Here is a 19,281-nt window from a genome sequence, read left to right as displayed (position 1 = left end):
CCGTTCCTCTGGTGCGCCGGTTGGTGGCCGAGAGGAATGCGTAATGCCGCATGTCGTCTATCAATGTTCGGAGCTGTCGCGAACTTTTGCATCCCCCCATTTAGTTTTGACTTCGGGAAGGACGAAAAAATGACCATCATCCCGATCCAACTGCTGTCTTTCCTCGCAAAGTGGCGCTTTGGACACCATGGAGTACCTGTTGTCGGCAGCCGTCGCCCGCGGCTCGCCCCACGCCGTGTTGAGCGCAGCTTGCCGGGCCAGGCTTCCCTGGGCAGCACTTCGCGTGCGCCCGTAAAGACCCCATCGCGGATTGCGCGAGACGCCCGCTGCAATATGCCGCTGGCCTAAGCGGGCCTTGGGTAATCGCGGTGCCCGGCCTTCGGAGCCATTTGAATCGTTCGCTGGGCAAGCCCGCCGACGACGGAAGAGCCGCTACAACCCCGTCACCGGCCCCATGCAGGTCTGCGCGCCGTGATAAACGCGTGCTCTTGCATCAGGGCCCTCCTTGATGAAAAAGTACGCATACCACGAGGACCGCCTGATTGACGCATGCGCGCGGGTACAGTTAGTTCTATGATCGGCGGGGTGAAGGTCAGGCGGCTTGCTGATCGGTGGGATTGGCTTGGCGCAGGAGCTTCCATTCCCAGGGCAGCAGTTCGTGCAGCCGCGACGTAGGAAGATCGGCGATCCGGGCGAGGACGTCGGCGAGCCAGGCCTTGGGATCGACGTCGTTGAGGCGACAGGTCGTGATCATCGTCAGCATGATGGCGGCCCGATCGGCACCGCGCTGGCTGCCAGCGAAGGTCCAGTTGCGCCGCCCCAAGGCGATGCCTCTCAACGCGCGTTCAGCGCAATTGTTGGTCAAGCAGACCCTGCCGTCGTCGAGGAAGCGGGCGAAGTCGTCCCAGCGCCTGAGCATGTAGTTCATGGGCTTCAGGACCTCGGAGGAGCTCGACAGGGTCTCCCGCTCGCGGAGCAGCCAGTCGTGCATGTCGTCGAGAAGCGGCTTGCTCTGTTCCTGGCGCACGGCGCGCCGGCCGTCGGCACTGCGGCCGTTGATGGCGCGCTCGATCTCGAACAGGGCGTCAAGACGCCTGACCGCTTCCAGCGCGATCGGGGAGACCGGTTTGCCTTTCTGTCCGTCCCGGGCGGCTTTCTCGATGTCAGCCAGTTCGAAGAAGCCCCGCCGCGCATGGGCCAGGCAAAATGCCGGCGTGATCGGCATCGCTTTCCTTTTTGGGTCGAACAACGGCTCGAAGCCGCTATAGCAATCCGCCTGCAGGATACCGCCGAAGACGGCCAGATGCTTCTGGGGATGTTCGCCCCTTCGGTCGCCCGAGGCGTAATAGACCGCCGCCGGCGGCGCAGGTCCGGCGAAGGGCCGATCATCCCGCACATACGTCCAGATCCGGCCGGTCGTGCACTTGCCCTTCGCCAGGATGCGGATGGTGGTGTCGTCGCCATGAAGGCGCTCGGCCGCAAGCACATGACGCTCGATCAGCTGGAACAGCGGCGTGACGGCGAAGGTCCCGTGACCGACCTGGTCGGCCAGCGTCGATAACGGCAGATCGATCCTCTCGGCCTTAAAGCGCACGCTCTGGCGGTTGAGCGGGATATGCATGCCGAACTTGTCGAACAGAATCGTCGCCAGCAATTGTGGGCCGATGAAGCCGCGCGGCGTCGCATGGAACGGTGCCGGCGGCTGGCTGATCTTCTCGCAATCGCGGCAGGTGAACTTCTCGCGTACCGTCTCGATGACCTTAAAGCGACGCGGAATCTCCTCCAGCGTCTTGGTCACATCCTCGCCGACCTTCGCCAACCGCGATCCACCGCAGCAGGCGCAGGTCCTTGGAGCCTCGATGACGACGCGCTCACGTTCGATGTCGTCCGGCCACGGCTTGCGCACCGGCCGCTTGCGCGTGAAGGCGCTCACGCTCTGGGTTTTTGCCGCGGCAGCCTGCGCAGCCAGCTCATTCTCGGTCGCCGTGGTGGCGAGTTCTTCGAGCTCCAATTCCAACTGCTCAAGTAGCCGCGCCGTGCGCTCGGAGCGCTGCCCGTGCAGTTCGCGTTTGAGCTTCTCGATCCGTAGCTCAAGATGAGCGATCAGCACTTCGCTGTCCGACAGCTCCGCCCGCGCGTTGGCGGCATCCGCGACCGCCACATCGCGTTCAGCCTGCAACGCCTCGCGCTCGGCCAGCAGCGCAAGGTAGGCGCTCGCGAGATCCGACGGAAGATCGCTCGGCTTCAATGTCATGAAGCCATTGAATCAGATCGAGCATCAGATTCAAACCCAAAACGATTATCCGACCCGCGTCGGACGCTGGGTTTCTTGCGGATTGCGCCAATCGATCCCGGACAGCAGGTAGCTCAACTGCGCCAGCGAGATCGTTACCGCTTCACCGGCAACCGATGGCCAGATAAACTTTTTTCTCTCGAGTTTTTTTGTGAACAAGCAGGCTCCCTGACCATCGTGCCAGATCACCTTCACAAGATCGCTGCGGCGACCGCGGAAGACAAACAAATGACCGCTGAGCGGTTCTTTGTGCAGCACCTCCTGCACTTGGAGGGCCAGCGATGGAAAGCCTCTGCGCATATCCGTGTAGCCTGTAGCCAGCCACACTCGCACATTCCCTGGTACAGAAATCATCGGCGTCCAAGCACATCGAGGACCCGCGCCAACGCCTCCGGATCGACGTGCGCATCCACCCGGATGCACCGTCGGTTGCCGAGATCGATCTCTATCAATCCAGTACGCGCGGCTGCCGCCGAGCGAACTCGGCCATCAACCGTAGGCAAAAGCTTCGGAGTTTCTTCAGCCGAGGCCGCTACGGCGGCGATCTGCACCGGCGTAAAAGATGGTGCAACTTGTTCCGATGTCCGTGCTTGTCGACGCCAGGTAAACACCAGGCTGGCCGCTACTCCGTTGCGCCGCGCAACCTCAGTTACCTTCGCGCCCGGTGCCAGCGTCTCCTCGACAATCCGTGCCTTGTCGTCCTGCGACCAACGCCGCCGCCGCTCGAGCCCGCCCAAAACTTCGACCCGCATCGCCTGATGACCTTAAAGCTAGACCTAAGGTCACACGCTTCGCGAATTACCACCCGTCACGCAAGACGGTCCTCGTCGGAGCGGTACATGAAAAAGGCCATCGGCGCGTTTGGAAATGTTGCGCGGCACTTGACATGAGAAGGAGTCGATTGACGGTGTTATCTTGAATGCCGACGACCGGCGCCTGACGAGAAATTTAAGCCGACTTTGCCTTCATCTGAGCCTGAAGAATGACCTTCTGCGCTCGCTTGTGCATTCGATTAAATCGAGCTGAGATGTTGGCCTCACATTCGATTTACGCCCATTGGCGCCAATCTTCGACGGGTAGTTGGACAGGCTGCCAATAAGGGCGGGATAAGCGGATGATCGCATCCCGCCGCAAGCGATGGAGCGTCTTAACGAGCTCCTCTAAGCGTGGAGTGACAGCCGAAGCCCTGCCCCTCTCACGCCCCCGGCAGTTTGGTTGCTGGACACCACTCTCCATCATGTCCGCTCTCTCCGTCATTCATCCGAGGATCGCCGTCGTTCCCTCACCGTCAGCGTTGTTTTGTCTTCCATCGATATGGTTCCGCAGGCAGCCAATCTGTGGCACCCCCGAAGAACGCGGTCAGCGACCATCTCGCGGCTTCCCCATCTGTCAGTTGATGGGAGTAAGGTTCGCGGCCTGAGGGGTTAGCCCCGACCCCGAAGGATCTATATTCGGCATAATAGCTCGTCCTCAAGTTGTTGGTCTTGCCCCTATCCCATTCGCGCCAGCCCTCCGGAATGACCTGCGCATCTATCTTTGTCGACAGAAAGACCACTGTGGCATACGGCCGCCAGGGGCGGCCAAGCGCGATATCGCGCGCGGAAGGGTCGGCACTTAGAGTGCAATGATCAAAAACATAGCCGCTGTCCTCGTCCGGTACTGCCTTGCTCTGAGCGGTAAAGACGACCGCTTGATTGGCGATGCCGTGCAACTCACATTTCCGGAACCAGGCCTTGGCGTTGCCAAATACGAAATCGACATGCCCTTCGATGTAGCAGTTCGAGAAGTATTGACGTGACATTCTGCCGTTTGGACCCTTGCCGGCAAGCAGCGTGTCCTGGGCGCCGAGCAGGCGGACGCGCGTAACGACGTCCCTGTCTCCGGTAAGGGATAATGCAACCGCCTGCGAGGGTGGATTGGCCGGGTTGAGAGCGTAGTCGTTCTGGATGGTCAAATTCTCGAGCCGGAAGTCATCGCCAGTGGCATCCAGCGTCGCCGACCGGGCGGTTCCTCCTACATTGATCGCGCCATCGCCATACACAATGACGGTATTCTCCGGCTTGCTACCAGTGCCTGAGAGATGAACACCGGATTTGGAGATTTTGACCTTCTCACGATAGATACCCGGCGCGATCCGAACATCTCCGCCTTCCGCCGGCAATGCGTCGATGGCTTGCTGCACCGAGTGATAGTCGGCATTTACGGCATGCGACACGAACAGTGGCTGAGCGTATGCTGACGAGATGCAGAAACATCCCGTCAGAAGTGCAGCAGGGTGAACGAAAATACGCATGATCCTACACTTCGTTGAGTCAGCGGCACCTCGACGCAGTCGACAGAGCCTCTCTCGGCGGGATAGCCGCCGCGCATGGCCAACACATTTTTCGCGCCAAATCAGAACCTCCACGTCACCTTCGCATCCCTGGCCCTGCAAACCGTCAGACAATTGCAAACAAGTCCGGACATGAGGCCGACCTTCGTCAACACCAGTAATCTTGGTCCAGAGCTGAACTCACCACCCGAGTTCGGCGCCGGATGTAGTGCTTACCGATTGCTGTTGCGGAACGCCCTGGAACATACCTCCGAGCCGCGCAGCAGCGGTTTTGCAGCTTGTCCTGGCAGCGGCGGTGATACGTCCGAGTGATTTGCGGTGACGTTCGCATGTTCAACTTGCCAAGTGGCGGAATCGGAAAATCGGACATCTTCGAGTGTCAGGTCAAGTGCATGCTCCTCGTCTACGCCGCGCATCAGCAACACACCGGTGTCGCCATGCACATGACGGAGAACGATTCGCCGATAGACCGGAATTCTCGTGCCTTGTGCGCGCGGATCATATTTCGTATCAAACGCTAGCGGCCACCGGTTGCCCCTCAGGCACACGTACTCATAAGTCACGCTCTCGACCAGACCGCCTCGGCTAACATCGCTCTTGATGCGCAGGCCGGACGTCGTACCATCCAGCGTCAGATTACGCACCAATATGTCTCTGGCCCCGGAATTCACCTCACTGCCGATCGACATGCCATGCCCCCAGCCGAAATAATTATCAATGATCGAGATATGGCTGCTTGAGCCATTGTCGCCGGCCTTGATTGCGACGTTGTCGTCACCCGTACGGATCAAGCTGCGGGTAATGGTCACATCCTGACTCGCGCCAAGATCGATGCCATCAGTGTTGCGCGCATCCGCCGGTGAATCGATTATGAGGCCCCAAAACGTGGCACCTTGGACCCGGTTCATCGCGACATGAAAGTTGGGAGCGTTGCGCAAGGTGACACCGGAGAAAGTGATGTCCTGCGCATGATCGATTTGGATCAAGCGCGGGGCGTTCTGGTTGCCGCCCTGGGCTTGAGCGCGGCGCGCTAGCTGCCACCAGGTTTCCGCGCCGCCGCCAATTATTGCGCCGCCCTGACCATCGATGATGCCTTCTCCGTAGATGCCACCGCCGCTGGTTCTGGAAAAGCTGATGAACGGCCGGCAACCGCCGCCCTTTTGCGCAATACGACCACATTGTCCGAGGCCCTTGTCGTAAGCAGCAGGTTCGGGGATGGCGATCAGCGTCGCCCCGCGTCCGACCCATAACGTCACACCCGATTTCATCTCGAGTGGGCCCGACCGGAACTCGCCACGCCCTAAATACACGGCGGCCCCGGAAGGACATTGGTCGATGGCATTTTGCAACGTGGTCGTATCTTGCTTACCAGACGGCACGAGGCGCTCGCACACCGTATGAGGTGCAACAGGCTCGGTGATAGTCCGGCGGTCTTGCGCTTTCGCGGCGGGGAAGACAACGATGGAGGTGAGTATGAACAATAGGGCCAAGTTGCGAAAACGCTTTGTCATCGACCTCCTCGTGCTTTGTCAGGCATCCACGCCCCATCGGTATCGAGCCGCTGGCTCAATCTAGCCGCCGCGCGCGTCACTGGCGCGCGCAAGATGACATTTATAAGACGCAGCAGAGACCGGACCGTGCACCTGCGCAGCAGCACTTTGCAGATGCGCAAAAAACACGAAGCGTCATGCGATGGTTCAAAATCCGACAGCTTCGTCAATGGTCGGCCTTCTCGCGCCAATCAAGCGGGTCGCCGGATTCGGCCTTTTTGCATCTAGAAAGTCGTCGGCGCCCAGTGCTTACTGTTGATATCGATTTCGATAAGCCGCGCTTCAGCCTCACTGGGAGCAATTGGTGTACGCCCAGTACCCGCCGAAGCCGCGGCACTCACGCGCGCCTGACCCCGACTGCTGCTACTGAACCTCCGCGCTGTTCTTGAAGCGTCTGGAAGGCTATACCTGCGTGCTTGTTCTCCTTGAACACCGTGTTGGCGAGCTGGTTTAGTGTACTGTCACCACTGGCCTGGAGCGACTGGCCGCCCTCACCGGGGAAATCCGCCCCCTTAAAGCATCTGAAGATACTTCTCAGCCGTAGATTGGTGAGAGTTTCCGACGAGTACTTGGACTGCTCACCATCTCGTGAATGTAATGATCCGCGCGCTAGACATTCGACGGCGGATTGCGACCGCGGCATCGAGGCAAGGCCTGCCACACGCGCTGTATCCAGCTGCGGCTCAAAGGCATCTTCTTTCGCCAGTTTCGGCTGCTGATCGTTTAGTCCGGCGTGCTGTACCGATGGTGGAGGGGCAGCACTGGATAGTCGAAATTGTGCGAGTGCACGCCCGCCTCCCGTCCAGGATCGATGGGTTTATCCGTATTCGGAGAAGCTTTCGAAAAGCTGACGAGGCTACGGCCGGGAAGATGGATAAAACGACCGAACTGGCCCTGAGTAAGGGGACAGCTCTTGACGTTCAATCCAGACATGTGCGTGAGCAGCCCTCCAGATAGGAGGCTCTAGTCAACACCGCAGGGAGACGTCCCGCATGTGGTGTTACTCCGCGCCCCATCCGCCGGCCCAACGCACCGCGATCACCAAAACGCCCGGCATAACGGCAGGCCGCCAGTTCGCGCGCCCCGGTCCGTAAAAATGATGCCTCCCAAGCCGGTCGGTATTCTCGCCGTTAACGTGGGTTACGGCAGTTTTAATGGTCTCATGATCGCCTGGAAAACGCCACGGCGGCTTTCTAGCCAACAGGATCATCGATGCTTCGCGGTTCGCGCGGTAGCGCGTCACGTATTCAATTGTTTGCCGCAGAGTTGCGGTGGCGTTCATCGATCGGCAATGAGATCGCTCGACCCTCAAGCCTCCGCTCCAAATCCGCCAATCCTGCTTTACATTCGGCGACGACCGATTGGGCACGAAGCAGCTTGACCTTGAGCTCGTCCTTCTGCCTGACTATGTTCTCAGCATCCCAATCGTCCTGCAACAGCTCATTTACCATGTGTGACCACCGATGCAAGGCCGGCGCTTAGCTCCAAGAACCCAGGCTTGGCATCTCGCCAATACGGGCGCTTGAGCCAGGGGTTAAAGGTGGCGCAAACGATCGTCCAGAAGCGTAACGTCTTAACCCCGGTGTGCGCCATCTTGTTGAGGACCGCCATTGGTCGCGAGCCCGTTGCAGGACAGTCGGATTCTGGCCGGCAAAGCAAACGGCAATCCGAAGGTAGCAGAGTTCGCAACGCTGGCACGCGTTTCGGAAAGTGCATCAGGAGACGTCTGCCATCGATGAAGTGGGCACGTTTCATTTGAATACCTGGATCGCGTTCTGAAGGAATATCATGGCCAAATTGGTGCTGTCACACATTCAAGCAACCGGCATGCCAATGCCCTCGTGCATTTTCATAGACAGACTCATGTAGGTTTTTTCGCGCCATCTGGCTGCCGGCTCCTATTTGTCGCGACTGAAACAACCGTTATCTTGAGCAAGACAGCGAAACCGCAACCACGAGCCTGTAGCAGCGCTCGCTCCGGCAGCCGATGTCGGCCAGAGTGCTCCCACCATCTTTGCGCAGGACGTTGTGGCGTGAGCCACAGTGGCGAGCGTCAACGCCAGACTGACGGTGCTGTGCGGCTGATCGGCAGTCGATCCCCAATGCAGAAGGGCGTTGGGGCTCCTCGCAATCTGATGCCACGGCTGTTCACGATACTGACCTCACGCTTAAATTCCGGAGCCGCGTTTGGCCCAGCCTGGTCGAAGATCAGTTCGTGGCCCGCTTGCATCCTACGTCGCGATGCTAGGCAGCTGCTCGGAACGGACTGTCTCACCTTCAGTCAGCATGGGCATCTTGGATGGCGTGGGAGATTGAACGGTCGAGCCTAAAGTGAGTCAAGCACTCGGGTCCGAATACGCCAAGCTCAAGCCGATCGGGAGCCCGGACAATGTTCGAATGTCACCAGCGTTTTCGGTTTCACTCTTCATCGCGCGTTTTCGCTTGCTTGCCCGATGAGAGGCTCAAAACCTCCGAAATCTCCCGCAATTGATACTCGCGAGCAAGGTAGAGCTGCTCATTGCGGGAGCGAGACCGCCGTCCGAAGATCCATGTCTCGCGGAATAAGTCGCGCAGCCCAACCGTCCGTCAAAGAACAGATCGCGATTTTTTTGTCGCCGAGTTCTTCACTAACGAAGAACTGAGGGAGGCAACTCTAACCAACCGCGAACCCGGAAGCGGAATCCATAATCCTTTATCCGCGGCTTAGCGAATGGATCCAAACCGAGCGGGACAGTTGGTGGGATCAGCAGCCGAGGAAAACCGAAGAGAGAGCAATCGCACGATGATCACTGGGGCGAGACCGCCCATCGTGGCTGCCTGCCGTTCTTCCATGGGACGATCAGCAAGCGAGAATAACGCACGCGTTCGGGTCCATTTGGAAATGGCCTACCTAAGCTGGGAGTGTCGCGTCTTTCTGACGAACTGTATGAATTTAGAAGTTAACCGGAGTCAGCCAGATGGCACCTCGCCAGATCACGCGCATCACAAAGCATCGCGAAGACAGCCATCGGCGTATTCAAGTCAGCCGCGCGCCGCTTCCACTGAATAGACGCAATCTAGCGCACGTATTGAGCTATGGAGACTGCCTTGTTTTCTACAAAGGAAGCGCCGGTGAGATCATGGCCTTCGTGGGCGTTTCGGTGCTGTCACGCCAACCGCTGACCTGCCCTACTCTCCGAATTAACTGAACCTTAAGCTTGCAGAGTGATCCGCTCAAAACGCGCGGCCCTGAGAGCGGGCCGCGAGTTAGGCCACGTAGCCGTGTAGCTTTCGAGCAGTCCGCACCCGTTTGTTCCGGCGGCATTCGCACACAATCAACAGCACGACCGCTTGGGGGTCCGTCAGGCTAATCCGGACCGCACAGAAATTCAACGAGAGCGAGCGGCATGGTAACAACGCTTTCTCCATCGGGCTCATTCACCAACATACTCAGCCACGCCAGGCTCCAAGCGCCCACAGGCAAGCGACCGTGATTGCGGTGAAAACGAGTACAGCGCCAATTGCTAGCACAATCTCCATCGTCGGCTTCCTTCATTGCGCGGACCACCCACCAGACGTTGTATGTGAAGGAATTCCTCCGCAAATCGACTATCTGGACACCATTGTCTGTCACTCTCACGGAGAAGGAGGTGAGGTGCAATAATCAGGACCGCTGTAGACTCCTGGGCACTTGGGCCTCAGTAGCCAATGCGACTCCGTACCGAAGTGATATATACTCGGTAGCGCACCGGCGATGTGGCATTCACTTTCGAAGTCGTAACCGTTTGTTATGCTCCCGGTTACGCGGACTCTGATTCTATTGTACCTGCGGCCTTCATGTTCGTACACGCTGAGGACTTCGCGCATGAGCGAACGCGATCGCCGCTGAAGCCGCTCGAATACGTTGCTCCATGTTGCCTCGCGAGCAGTAACGGGGCGGACCCGAAATGGTCTCGAACCATATCAGGCCCGCCCCAGCATCACAGCCCCTGCAAGACCGGTGACGCTCACTGCACCCAAGCAAGCACCGTGCCTTTCTTCCAAAAGGCTGCTGTACCTCGCTTGGGGCTGTGTATACTTGTGAAGTGTGTCCTATTTTGTTCTGTCTCCATGTCCATTAGGATGCAAAATGTTTGCAAGCCGACATTCGCACATCAACCTTGAACTCAAGCGCAGGTAAGCTCGCCATCGCACAGGAAGGCGATCGCATCGCTCCGGAAGTAGCGCTGACGCTTGCAGTCTACAACCCTGCCGATCCCAAGCATCGATGGGAATTGCTATTCTGAGTATCGCCGACACTAAGCTGTGCATCGACAACAAAAGCCGCGCACGAAAAATGGCAATCCTACTTGGCTCTACCAGTTCAAAGGGTCAGTTGTTCAGCAGTGGAATTTTGTACCCCTAACGGACCTTAGGGTTGCAGAGTGACTGCCTCAAGAGGGGCGACGATTCGCGGCGCGCATAAACCGAATTCCGCTGATTACTCGCAAGGTAGCGTATGGTACGATCATGCTGCAGGCGCAAATCCGTGTCGTAACGCAAAGCACGAAAATGAGTTCATGGGCGCCTTAGCCCCTCATCATTCTCGATGTCTCTCCGCCCTCCTTGGCGCTTGCGTTATCGATCGGCTTCCTCAAATCGAGCAGCATGTTTTTGACCCAGGTCATTGACGTTTCATTTTCCCCAACGGGAGTACCGAGAGCGGCAAAGCCGCGGCGGCGTGCTTCAGCAAGTTTCAAGTCAGAATAGTGACCCAGCCGAACTTTGGTGCGGTTGTTTGACAACGACCAGGCTTTTCGCCTCTTGCGGACGCGCAAGGCAAAGGCCGGCGTCTTCCGGTCCATATACAAACCGGGCTTCAGTGACTGAACGAGAGATCTGTGAGTCCAAGAATTGGCACGATCTGGCACGCCTCTCACGTGGAAAGAAGGAGCAGAGCGTGGACAATCCTCCGCGTCGAGCCTGACGGCTTTGATGGAGGTCCAGGACGAGTTCGTGCCTCAGGCGGCGCATGAGAGGCAATAAATTCCGGACCATCTTCAGTAGGCAGTTCAGGCAGAGCAGACGCGCCAGACTCTGCGGCAGAGCACGGTGCGGCGCTATGCTGACGCGCCTTTCTAGCTCGGCTCTCGTGATGAAACAATCACCGCACTCGAACCACAATCTCTACCAGCCCGCATCGAGAACTATTTGTCGCGGGACTGACGGCTCTGCGCCAACAGCGCTTCACCGGTGTCGCAATCCCAATGCCTGGACGGCGTACGCCTCGGCTATGTTGCTTCAGCTGAGAAGGGGAGTGGTCACGTCAGCAAGACCTCACCACTACCTGACAACTATCCTCATCAACCCGAGACAGAGACCCCGCTCTCGTCCGAGGCGTCATCCGTCTTTCGATCAGCCAACCCGGAGATCTTCAGCTGAGATCTTGCCCGTACGCCCGGCCTTGGGCTGATAACTTACGCGGGCCCCCTCTTCGAGAGTGGTGTAACCGGCCTTTTCCACGGCACTGACGTGCACGAAGACATCGGGGCCTCCATCCTCGGGCCTGATGAATCCATAACCCTTGGTCGGATTGAACCACTTCACAATACCCATTGCCACGTCGGCACCTCCATAGTGAACCGTTGTGATCTAGCGAAGAGTCTTCCGGCCATCAAGAGCAGCGGCAAAAAACATCGCGGCATGGATGCGAAGGTCTCGTCTCATTTTTCTGTCGGATCGCCTAGCTGTCGCCCAATATGCAAACGATAGAAAGCCCCTGACGCGACCGCACTTCGCTTCCATTCCTGTGGATCCGGATGGCGATTTGACCTTCGCTTCAGTTGCCGCGGCGAACGGTTCACAAGAGAGTTGCACGCATCGAACACGCCCCAATAATCCAAAAACACGACGTCTGCATTGATGGTCCGCGAAGTATCGGTCACTAAGCCAGCAACGTTTCGTGAGGAATCACCCGAACTTGGTTAAGCGCGCAGAGTCATGGTTCGTCCAACTTCTACCAGCAGCGTGTTTTGGAAATGCGTCTGCCGACCATCATTGCCGACTTAGGGTGCGGCCCGCGCCGTCCGAGCCGCGTTTGGGTGATCACCATTTCAGCACGTCAGCCGCTATGATCACTAAGATTTCCGCTTCCGACACATATCGAACCGCTACGCCGGTAAGGGGAGGACGGACATTGGAATTCGACCGACCGTCCAGCTTTCAAGAGTGTGATGCGCGTGCGCCGTTAGCTTGATTACCTTGTCCACGTTGCGCCTCACCGTCGCAATCAGCGATGACATGGAAGCACGCACTGTTCATAGTATCAGCACCTCTATCATCGCTGTACACTTGCCACGCGACGTCCTTGTATTCGCCACAGCGCCACCGAAACCGCGGCTTAAAGAAGACCCAAACGCCGCGCCTTGACGACGCACTGCGTCCGGCTGGTCGTTTCCAACTTTCGCATCGCATTCTTGACATGAAAGTTGACGGTGTTCAGGCTCACTTTCAGGATCACTCCGATAGCCCAGGATGACTTCCCTTCCTCGACCCATCGCAAACACTGTCTTTCCCGTTCCGACAGCACAACCTCTTGCCTATCCGCCATGAATTTCTCCTGTAGTCCAGAGAACAGGAAAGCATCAGCAAATGCCATACCACTCAGTGGCGCCAGCAAACTGTCGGCGAGGCAGGACAAGTTGTTCGGCGATTGCCGCTCCATTCGCACGAGGCTGCCATCCTGCTGTAGCCCTATCGACGGGCTTTCGACATTGTCGTCAATCCGACGGCAGCATTACGACATCCGTGGCTGTCGATATTTTCGTCTAAATCTATGTGAGCCGGATATCACCCTTTCCCTAAGCACTCCTCCCCCGAAGGAGTGTGGGAATTCTCTCTCGAGGCGTAGCACGGGCTCGCGAACCCAGGTCATTCATTTTGCATCCAAAGCCCTTCTTTCCAGCCTTAGGCGCGATGTCAATCAACCTATAGCGAAAGCTTTGCGTTCGGCGCGCCTCCTATGGCGATCATGCAAGCCTTTGCGGTCCCAATAAACTACCAATGCTGTTCATTGAGCGGCATCACGCCGAAAAAATATGAGCAGCGACGTTGGTGGCAATCTAGGTCGGCTTACAGGATCTATGCATGCAGCATCAAGCTAGAGGCGTTCGGTCCACCGCAGGTCAACGACGCGCGCGGCCCTCGCCTGTGGAAATGCTTCGTGCCCAGGACTGCTCGAATGATAAGCTCTCGTTTTGATGGAAGCCCATGATGGCCTTTCCGCCACAATCGCCCAGCGCTCAGGATTTAAGGGGCTCTGGGCTCTGGTCGGTCGATTGCCAGCTCGCTGAGCTATCGTGATGCCAATGAAGCTTCATGGAGCCAGCTCGTCCAGAGCGTCGAACGTATGGTGGACTCGACAGAGCTAGCTGTGCTCGTTGACGGGGATGGCAGCTTCGGCAGTTTCAACAATGCTCGCCTCCTCGCACGCAAGCTTCGTCAGGCTGGCGCGGCGCGCGTCTCGCTTGAGGACAGCTGCTTCCCGAAGCTGAACTCGCTCATTGGTGAGCGGCCTCCGCTCGCCTGGATGAATTCTGCGGTCGTCTGCAGGCTGTAAAAGATGCAGTCGTCGAGAATCTTGTTCTCGTGGCCAGGATCGCGGCGCTGATTGCCGGGCACGGATTGAACGAAGTCATGCTCCATTCGATTGGCGCCTTGTGGTGCCTGCCGTCCCGCAGTAGGGCATCCAGGCGTCGCACCAGGTCGCCGGCCCGGCCGACGAGTCCCTGCCCGATCCGCTCGGCGTACTAAGGGTGCTGCGGACCCGGGCTTCGAGCTGCTTGCGGAAGGCCTCGATCCTGTCGAACATCTCCCCGATCTGATCGAAGATGCTTTCGATGGCCAGCAGGTCGTCGGCAGCGGCCATTCGACCGTCCTCGATGTCGGCTGCCATGCTGGAAGCTGTGTACTCCTCGGCAAGGACCTGCATGGTTTCCGGGGTGTAGCTCCGCGCGAGATCGACGATGGCGTCGCGGAAGCGGTACGGATGGTTAACGGTGAGGATGGACTCGAAATCCTTCAGCAGGACTCGACTAACTCCTCGAAAAAGGCTGCCAGCCGGGTAGCGACTGTTTTCGACTCCATGACGGTCCGTCGGACGCGCTTCAGGTCGGCCAGAATGGCCCGCAGGCGCTTAGTGAACTGGTCGGCCTGATTGCGCGTCTCGCGTACGGCGAGCGCGGGCTTCGCGCTGCTTGCGGTCGGTGATCTCGGGCCTCAGTTTTTCGACGGCCTCCGTTGAGGCGGATTTGCACGATCAAGCCGCCGAATCGCTCGAGAGATGTTATTGCGGCTCGCGAGCCGCTCCGGAAAACCAGACCTTTCTCAAAACAGAAGCGAGCCGCCGCGAATACTATTGCTAGAAGACCTACGCGCCCTCGGTGGCGAGGGACCGACGAAGACGACCCTCAATATGTCTGTCCGACCGATGATCCCGAGATTGCCAACGCGCGGAAGCTTTCCAGCGCACCAAGATTGGCTATAGCGCGCGACGCGAGCTGGCAGCGAAGTTGAGGCGGGCCGGCTACCCTGCTCCTCCCCACATGGAAGGTGTCGTCGTCAACGAACTCGCACGCGCGGGACTTTTCCGGATTCGCGCCACGCTCGTCGGTTCGATGGCCTATCGGACATACAGCGGCGTAGTCGGCCTCAAGCTGCCCGACGAGCTCGTGACGACCGAGGATATGGACATCGCGAAATTTTACGGCATCTCGATCTGGATCGATGAAAGCATGCCCGACATCGAAGAGATCCTGAAAAAGGTGGATCCGACATCTGCGCCCTCATTCTCCCCCGATGAAACCAAGCTGTTCAGCGGTTTTGCCAATGCCACCGGCTCAAGGTCGAATTCCTTACACCAAACCGTGGCGACGAGGACTACTCCTCCAGACTGACGCAGATGTCATTGGGGCCGTCCGTAGGAGCGCAGGTGTTGCGGCTCCTAGACTAACTGATCCATGAGCCCATCCGCCCTCTTGTCTTGCACGACGCCGGCGTGCCGGTCCTTGTACCGGCCCCGGAGCGCTATGCCGTCCACAAACTGATCATCGCGACCAAAAGGAATGTGTTCTTTGCGGATAAGTCAAAAAAAGAGATCAACCAAGCTGGCGCGCTCATTCAAGCATTCAATGCCGTCAAACGTAGTAGCGACTTAGGCTTTGCGTGGATGGAAGGGTGGGAACGCGGAGCCAGATGGCGACGACGGCTTGGTGTTGGCGCCCTGCGTCTTTCGGATGACACTTTCAAGACGCTCGAAGGGCGTCGCCGAAGCGGCCAAACTCGACGGCAAGCCTGCAGAGGAGTACGGGCTTACGGGAGGCAAGGAAGGTCTTCTGGCGCGCGTTTCAATTGCGAATCCGACGGCGTCGCCAACGCCGTGATGCCAATTCGACATGTCGACGAGGCTCTCTCGCCCATCATGGGCGACGGCCCCCGGAAGCCTTGAGCGCAGATGTGCAGCCACGTTTTCCGGCGGTGAGGCGGCTCGGGTTTGTCGCCACATGCGTCTGTTCCTAGCATTAGGTGAGCGCGCCGTGCGTCCGCGGTCTGGTGAGCTCGCCGCCAGAGCGACCATGCGAGAACACGGTCGATTGAGATGCGCCGTTGAGCGAGCTTGATAGCGATGCGACGGGTTTCCTTGGTCGACCAGCGACGCCGCGCACGATCGAAGATGCCCGGATCGAGGCAGTAATCGTCCGCACCCTTGAGACGAAACCGCCCAACGCCACTCACTGGAGCTCGCGCAGCATGGCGAGGGCCAGTGGACTGTCGGTCTCGACGGTACAGCGGATATGGCGCACCTTCGGCCTGCAGCCACATCGGTTGGAGACCTACAAGCTTTCAAACCATCCTGACTTCGTCGCCAAGGTTCGCGACGTCGTCGGCTTCTACGTAGTCCCGCCCGAGCGAGCCATCGTGCTGTGTGTCGGCGAAAAGCCGCAGATGTTGGCGCTGGATCGGAGCCAACCCTCGTTCCGCATGCGACCTGGTCAGGTGGAACACCACAGTCACGACTACAAGCGCCATGGCACGACATCGCTATTTGCCGCTCTCGACATCGCAACCGGCCGGGTCATCGGCAAGTGTTACGGGCACCACGGGCCACAGAATTCCGCAAGTTTCTGATGAGATCGAAGTCGCCGTGCCGGATGATCTGGACGTTCATCTCGTCAAGGACAATTAGGCAACCCATAAGACGCCGCTGATCCGTAACTGGCTGGCCAAAAGACCGGGCTGGCAAGTCCATCTGACGCCAACCAGCTCATCCTGGCTCAATCAGGTCGAACGTTTCGTTGCCCTCATCACCGAGCGCAAAACCAGGCGCGGCATCTACCGCAGCGTGGCGGAGCTACGTACTGAGATCGCGTCCTTCATCGAACAGCACAACGCCGACCCCAGCCCATTCCGATGGACCAAATCAGCTGACGACATTCTCAGCTCCATCGAACGCTTCTGCCTACACTGTGTCAGCCAAGGCCTTAAAGGCCATGAACTTCTGGTTTAGGACACTAGATTATGCGCGATGTCCCGCGTACGGATTTTCGCCCGAAACGTCCGCGCACCTATTGCTGCGCCGATCGCGGGCAATTTCCAGAGGAAAATGAACTCCCAATGCAAGGCTGTCGAGTGGCGGTGTGCTGCCCCCGGCGCGCTCGCGAAAATTTCGCGCTTCAGGCTGCGGTCATGTACCGCAGGTGATGATCCCGCAGCTGAGGCGGTTATCCCGGCATCGCTGTCTTCAGCAGCACAGCAGCTGCGATGGAAGTGGACCCAAGGCGACATGGGCTTGTGCATCGGGAAAAACGCTCTTGGTCAGCTACTCGTCAGCGAAGCGGTTTAGCCAGGAAGGCTGCGCATTCTCGACTCTTCTATCGGAGATAAAATATGACGGGCATCGGCCGAGCTGGCAAATCGTACGTTGGAGCTGCAGGAGCCGACAGCACTGGGGTATCGAGCAGTTCGAGCCTGGAGTTCGGCCTCGTCCCTGGGGAACGCAGTCAATCTTTCGAGGCCGTCGTGGAGCGGATGCGCTCCGGGCCTCAAGATAGAACCGCGCCGCTCGTGAACCGGCAACCAACTTCGGATGTGGCGGCGCCAACACGAGATGAGGTTAAGGCAGCAAAGCGAGCGTTGGACTGCCTGCTTGAGGACCTTAATACTTGTCGTAGGGCAGCCACGGGCGGCCGGACCTTGTCCGAGAGGCAAGAGCTGATCGATCAAGTCGTCAAAGCAGGCTTAGCAGTTCTGGACTACTACGCTGCTCTGCCCCCAGGTTTGGCGCGGCGCATTCTGCCCGACCATCGGGCTCGCCAGCTCCGCGATGAGACGCTGGGCGCGGCCGACGAATGTAACGCCGTGGCTGCTGCGATTTTCGATGACCTGGAGAAGAGCAGACATAAAGCAGCAGCCCTGCTCGGCAGGATCATCCGCACCGCTTCGCCTGACCAGCTGAACCGCGTGCTTTCAGGCGTGGAGCCCTACTATGAGCACTGCATGGAGTGGTGGAGAAAGAGGGCATTGCGCTCGGAGCGGATGCAGTCCGTCTGCGCGGCTACTGCCGACCTACCAAGCAGCACGCCCGAGTTGCGGAAGTCCGAAGAGGCCGCGCTACGACTGCATACCGGCTATGCACTCAACACGAAGTACAAGTATCTGGAATCGCAGATCACTCTCGCGCAGCTCTCCCTAGCGAGCAGGTTGGGACCAGCCGTCAGAGACGCCCTTATCGATGGAGACGGGCGAGTGCGTCTGCTCGGGACCTTCATCGAGGATGTTGTTCCGGCATTCGCCTCGACGGCCGAGGCCGTGATGAACCGCAACGGAGCGCCGCTTGACGCTGAGCACCGCGACGTTCTGGAAGGAGTCATGGAGCGGCTTTCGGAATTTGCATCAGGAGTGAGCGGCATGGTTGCCAGCCTGACGGACGCCGGAGCGGGAGCCGATGTTCCGTTAGAATTGCTGGACCAGATAGTGGAAGGTGCGTGGCTTACAGCGGACGAAGTCATGCGGCTGCTGGCACTTCAGCCAAAGACACCCGCCACGATTGAACCGCCGGCTTGGGCTGTGCTGCCGGAACATACTGCCGGGGTGGCCGAAGGCACTGCAGCGCGCAGGAAGGGCAAAGGCAGGCGCGCAGCGGCCGCAGGCGAGGGGAGTTCGACAGCTGGGGGCGCTGAGCCGCAGCTCGCCGGGTCCGACGCTGGCACGGGCTCAACACGCAAGGTTATCGTACTCTCGGATTTGGGTACAAAGAAACTCACGAGCGCGGAGGAGGCCCGCGCGCGGGCGTCATCGTCGGCGAGCGGAAACCTGACGATGTGGCAGGCTCCGCCCTCCAGAGAAGCGCTGACGGGACTGCTCAAGCGATTGGACGAACTTTTGCAGTTCGATCTGCCCGCTCAGCAAAGCGCCGTCTCGCAAGCGCGTCAGATGAAACCCGAGGACGCCGACCACGTCCTAAATATCGTCGTCGAGCGCCTCCACCGACAGGCCGCCGAGATCGAAGCCTGTGTAGCCGCGTTGGAGGAGCCTCGTCGAAGTGGCTTGCTCACGCCCGCGCAAGTGCCCGAAGTGCACGACAAGATAGTCCGGCTCAAGACGATGTATTCCGAGGTGCAGGGACAGGCAAACTCATTGAAGAGGCAAAGAGCCGCGATCATGATCGATTGCATGAAGAGCTACGGCTTTCCCTCGCAGAAATACCTTGAAGCGTTGCGGGCGGCCGGGGAGTTGGAGCCTCCGGATCCTCCGCGCGCGTTGAGCGGCGATCCGGGGACGCTGTTCGAGATTAAGCTGCGGCCCAAGGCACTGCGCAACGGTGCGACGGCGAATCCGATGTGGGTGCACATCCATACGAAGCGGCCGGTACATGCGTGGCATTTGGCGACGGCGGCTGACGCCGAATTCGCCGCTTGCCATGTGAAATCCAATGAACAGCGCGGCTACAATCGGCACTGGCAGAGCGCGCGAGCCGCGATGGGGCACGAAAACGTCGTGATCCACCGCGGCAAGCTCACGCCTGCATTCTGTAGGTCCTTGTTGAACAACGCAGTTGGCACGTCCGACGTCAGATAATTTGAGACTGATTA

At 58.8% G+C, this 19,281-nt stretch carries 16 protein-coding genes and 2 pseudogenes; 6 read left to right on the top strand and 12 right to left on the bottom strand.

The window, feature by feature from the left end:
- Positions 1–592: 592 nt before the first annotated feature.
- From tnpC to ABIG06_RS17620, 7 genes are all read right to left on the bottom strand, one after another.
- Positions 593–2,254 carry an IS66 family transposase gene (gene tnpC, locus ABIG06_RS17650; protein WP_124163996.1) on the bottom strand — a complete coding sequence of 554 codons (1,662 nt, stop codon included), beginning with the start codon at positions 2,252–2,254 and terminating at the stop codon, positions 593–595.
- A 45-nt stretch (positions 2,255–2,299) separates the two neighbouring features.
- Positions 2,300–2,620, bottom strand: a complete 321-nt coding sequence (gene tnpB / locus ABIG06_RS17645; protein WP_370137884.1) for an IS66 family insertion sequence element accessory protein TnpB — start codon at positions 2,618–2,620, stop codon at positions 2,300–2,302.
- Between the two features lie 23 nt (positions 2,621–2,643).
- The gene (gene tnpA, locus ABIG06_RS17640) at positions 2,644–3,045 is read right to left on the bottom strand and encodes an IS66-like element accessory protein TnpA (RefSeq protein WP_074448291.1); all 402 of its coding nucleotides are present in this window, start codon (positions 3,043–3,045) and stop codon (positions 2,644–2,646) included.
- Between the two features lie 536 nt (positions 3,046–3,581).
- Positions 3,582–4,586, bottom strand: coding sequence for a pectinesterase family protein (locus ABIG06_RS17635; protein ID WP_124163921.1), 1,005 nt, complete (start codon positions 4,584–4,586; stop codon positions 3,582–3,584).
- 251 nt (positions 4,587–4,837) lie between these two features.
- Complete coding sequence (locus ABIG06_RS17630) at positions 4,838–6,136, bottom strand: glycoside hydrolase family 28 protein (protein ID WP_124163920.1); 1,299 nt, start codon at positions 6,134–6,136, stop codon at positions 4,838–4,840.
- 1,039 nt (positions 6,137–7,175) lie between these two features.
- The gene (locus ABIG06_RS17625) at positions 7,176–7,457 is read right to left on the bottom strand and encodes a hypothetical protein (RefSeq protein ID WP_199752493.1); all 282 of its coding nucleotides are present in this window, start codon (positions 7,455–7,457) and stop codon (positions 7,176–7,178) included.
- Positions 7,423–7,626, bottom strand: a complete 204-nt coding sequence (locus ABIG06_RS17620; RefSeq protein WP_225115078.1) for a hypothetical protein — start codon at positions 7,624–7,626, stop codon at positions 7,423–7,425. Before ABIG06_RS17620 ends, ABIG06_RS17625 begins: the two co-directional genes overlap by 35 nt.
- 2,661 nt (positions 7,627–10,287) lie before the next feature.
- On the opposite strand from ABIG06_RS17620, the gene ABIG06_RS17615 reads away from it, so the two are divergent.
- A complete protein-coding gene (locus tag ABIG06_RS17615; protein ID WP_158626809.1) occupies positions 10,288–10,440 on the top strand; it encodes a hypothetical protein in 153 nt (50 codons plus the stop codon).
- 282 nt (positions 10,441–10,722) lie between these two features.
- Here ABIG06_RS17615 and ABIG06_RS17610 read toward each other — a convergent pair whose 3' ends face one another.
- The 3 genes and pseudogenes from ABIG06_RS17610 to ABIG06_RS17600 form a co-directional block, all read right to left on the bottom strand.
- On the bottom strand, positions 10,723–10,998 hold the full coding sequence (locus tag ABIG06_RS17610) for a DUF4102 domain-containing protein (protein WP_124163919.1): 276 nt from the start codon (positions 10,996–10,998) through the stop codon (positions 10,723–10,725).
- A gap of 550 nt (positions 10,999–11,548) precedes the next feature.
- Positions 11,549–11,755, bottom strand: coding sequence for a cold-shock protein (locus ABIG06_RS17605; protein ID WP_036030656.1), 207 nt, complete (start codon positions 11,753–11,755; stop codon positions 11,549–11,551).
- A 778-nt stretch (positions 11,756–12,533) separates the two neighbouring features.
- A pseudogene (locus tag ABIG06_RS17600) lies at positions 12,534–12,731 on the bottom strand (response regulator transcription factor); the annotation flags it as partial.
- A 720-nt stretch (positions 12,732–13,451) separates the two neighbouring features.
- On the opposite strand from ABIG06_RS17600, the pseudogene ABIG06_RS17595 reads away from it, so the two are divergent.
- Positions 13,452–13,610, top strand: a pseudogene (locus ABIG06_RS17595) (phosphoenolpyruvate phosphomutase); the annotation flags it as partial.
- A 23-nt stretch (positions 13,611–13,633) separates the two neighbouring features.
- Here ABIG06_RS17595 and ABIG06_RS17590 read toward each other — a convergent pair.
- Both ABIG06_RS17590 and ABIG06_RS17585 read right to left on the bottom strand, forming a co-directional pair.
- Positions 13,634–13,837: a hypothetical protein gene (locus ABIG06_RS17590; protein ID WP_370124240.1), complete on the bottom strand. Its 204-nt coding sequence runs from the start codon at positions 13,835–13,837 to the stop codon at positions 13,634–13,636.
- Complete coding sequence (locus tag ABIG06_RS17585) at positions 13,827–14,198, bottom strand: Wadjet anti-phage system protein JetA family protein (RefSeq protein WP_349629093.1); 372 nt, start codon at positions 14,196–14,198, stop codon at positions 13,827–13,829. The genes ABIG06_RS17590 and ABIG06_RS17585 overlap by 11 nt, the downstream gene beginning before the upstream one ends.
- A gap of 538 nt (positions 14,199–14,736) precedes the next feature.
- Between ABIG06_RS17585 and ABIG06_RS17580 the strand changes: the two genes are divergently transcribed.
- From ABIG06_RS17580 to ABIG06_RS17565, 4 genes are all read left to right on the top strand, one after another.
- A complete protein-coding gene (locus ABIG06_RS17580) occupies positions 14,737–15,087 on the top strand; it encodes a GSU2403 family nucleotidyltransferase fold protein (protein WP_124163918.1) in 351 nt (116 codons plus the stop codon).
- A 56-nt stretch (positions 15,088–15,143) separates the two neighbouring features.
- On the top strand, positions 15,144–15,638 hold the full coding sequence (locus ABIG06_RS17575) for a GSU2403 family nucleotidyltransferase fold protein (RefSeq protein ID WP_124163922.1): 495 nt from the start codon (positions 15,144–15,146) through the stop codon (positions 15,636–15,638).
- A 158-nt stretch (positions 15,639–15,796) separates the two neighbouring features.
- Positions 15,797–16,318 carry a hypothetical protein gene (locus ABIG06_RS17570; RefSeq protein ID WP_158626807.1) on the top strand — a complete coding sequence of 174 codons (522 nt, stop codon included), beginning with the start codon at positions 15,797–15,799 and terminating at the stop codon, positions 16,316–16,318.
- A 759-nt stretch (positions 16,319–17,077) separates the two neighbouring features.
- Positions 17,078–19,267: a hypothetical protein gene (locus tag ABIG06_RS17565; RefSeq protein ID WP_124163917.1), complete on the top strand. Its 2,190-nt coding sequence runs from the start codon at positions 17,078–17,080 to the stop codon at positions 19,265–19,267.
- The last annotated feature ends 14 nt before the right edge of the window (positions 19,268–19,281 follow it).

Origin of the sequence: Bradyrhizobium sp. USDA 326 (assembly GCF_049739485.1) — a bacterium.
In the GTDB taxonomy this organism is placed as follows: Bacteria; Pseudomonadota; Alphaproteobacteria; order Rhizobiales; family Xanthobacteraceae; genus Bradyrhizobium.
Note: the sequence above shows the minus strand (reverse complement) of the source record. Positions and strands in the feature narration are given on the sequence as shown.

Coding starts and splice junctions, on each gene's coding strand:
- tnpC (WP_124163996.1), bottom strand. CDS start 2,254: ATGACATTGAAGCCGAGCGATCTTCCGTCGGATCTCGCGAGCGCCTAC.
- tnpA (WP_074448291.1), bottom strand. CDS start 3,045: ATGCGGGTCGAAGTTTTGGGCGGGCTCGAGCGGCGGCGGCGTTGGTCG.
- ABIG06_RS17635 (WP_124163921.1), bottom strand. CDS start 4,586: ATGCGTATTTTCGTTCACCCTGCTGCACTTCTGACGGGATGTTTCTGC.
- ABIG06_RS17630 (WP_124163920.1), bottom strand. CDS start 6,136: ATGACAAAGCGTTTTCGCAACTTGGCCCTATTGTTCATACTCACCTCC.
- ABIG06_RS17625 (WP_199752493.1), bottom strand. CDS start 7,457: ATGAACGCCACCGCAACTCTGCGGCAAACAATTGAATACGTGACGCGC.
- ABIG06_RS17620 (WP_225115078.1), bottom strand. CDS start 7,626: ATGGTAAATGAGCTGTTGCAGGACGATTGGGATGCTGAGAACATAGTC.
- ABIG06_RS17610 (WP_124163919.1), bottom strand. CDS start 10,998: ATGGACCGGAAGACGCCGGCCTTTGCCTTGCGCGTCCGCAAGAGGCGA.
- ABIG06_RS17590 (WP_370124240.1), bottom strand. CDS start 13,837: ATGGAGCATGACTTCGTTCAATCCGTGCCCGGCAATCAGCGCCGCGAT.
- ABIG06_RS17580 (WP_124163918.1), top strand. CDS start 14,737: ATGGAAGGTGTCGTCGTCAACGAACTCGCACGCGCGGGACTTTTCCGG.
- ABIG06_RS17565 (WP_124163917.1), top strand. CDS start 17,078: ATGACGGGCATCGGCCGAGCTGGCAAATCGTACGTTGGAGCTGCAGGA.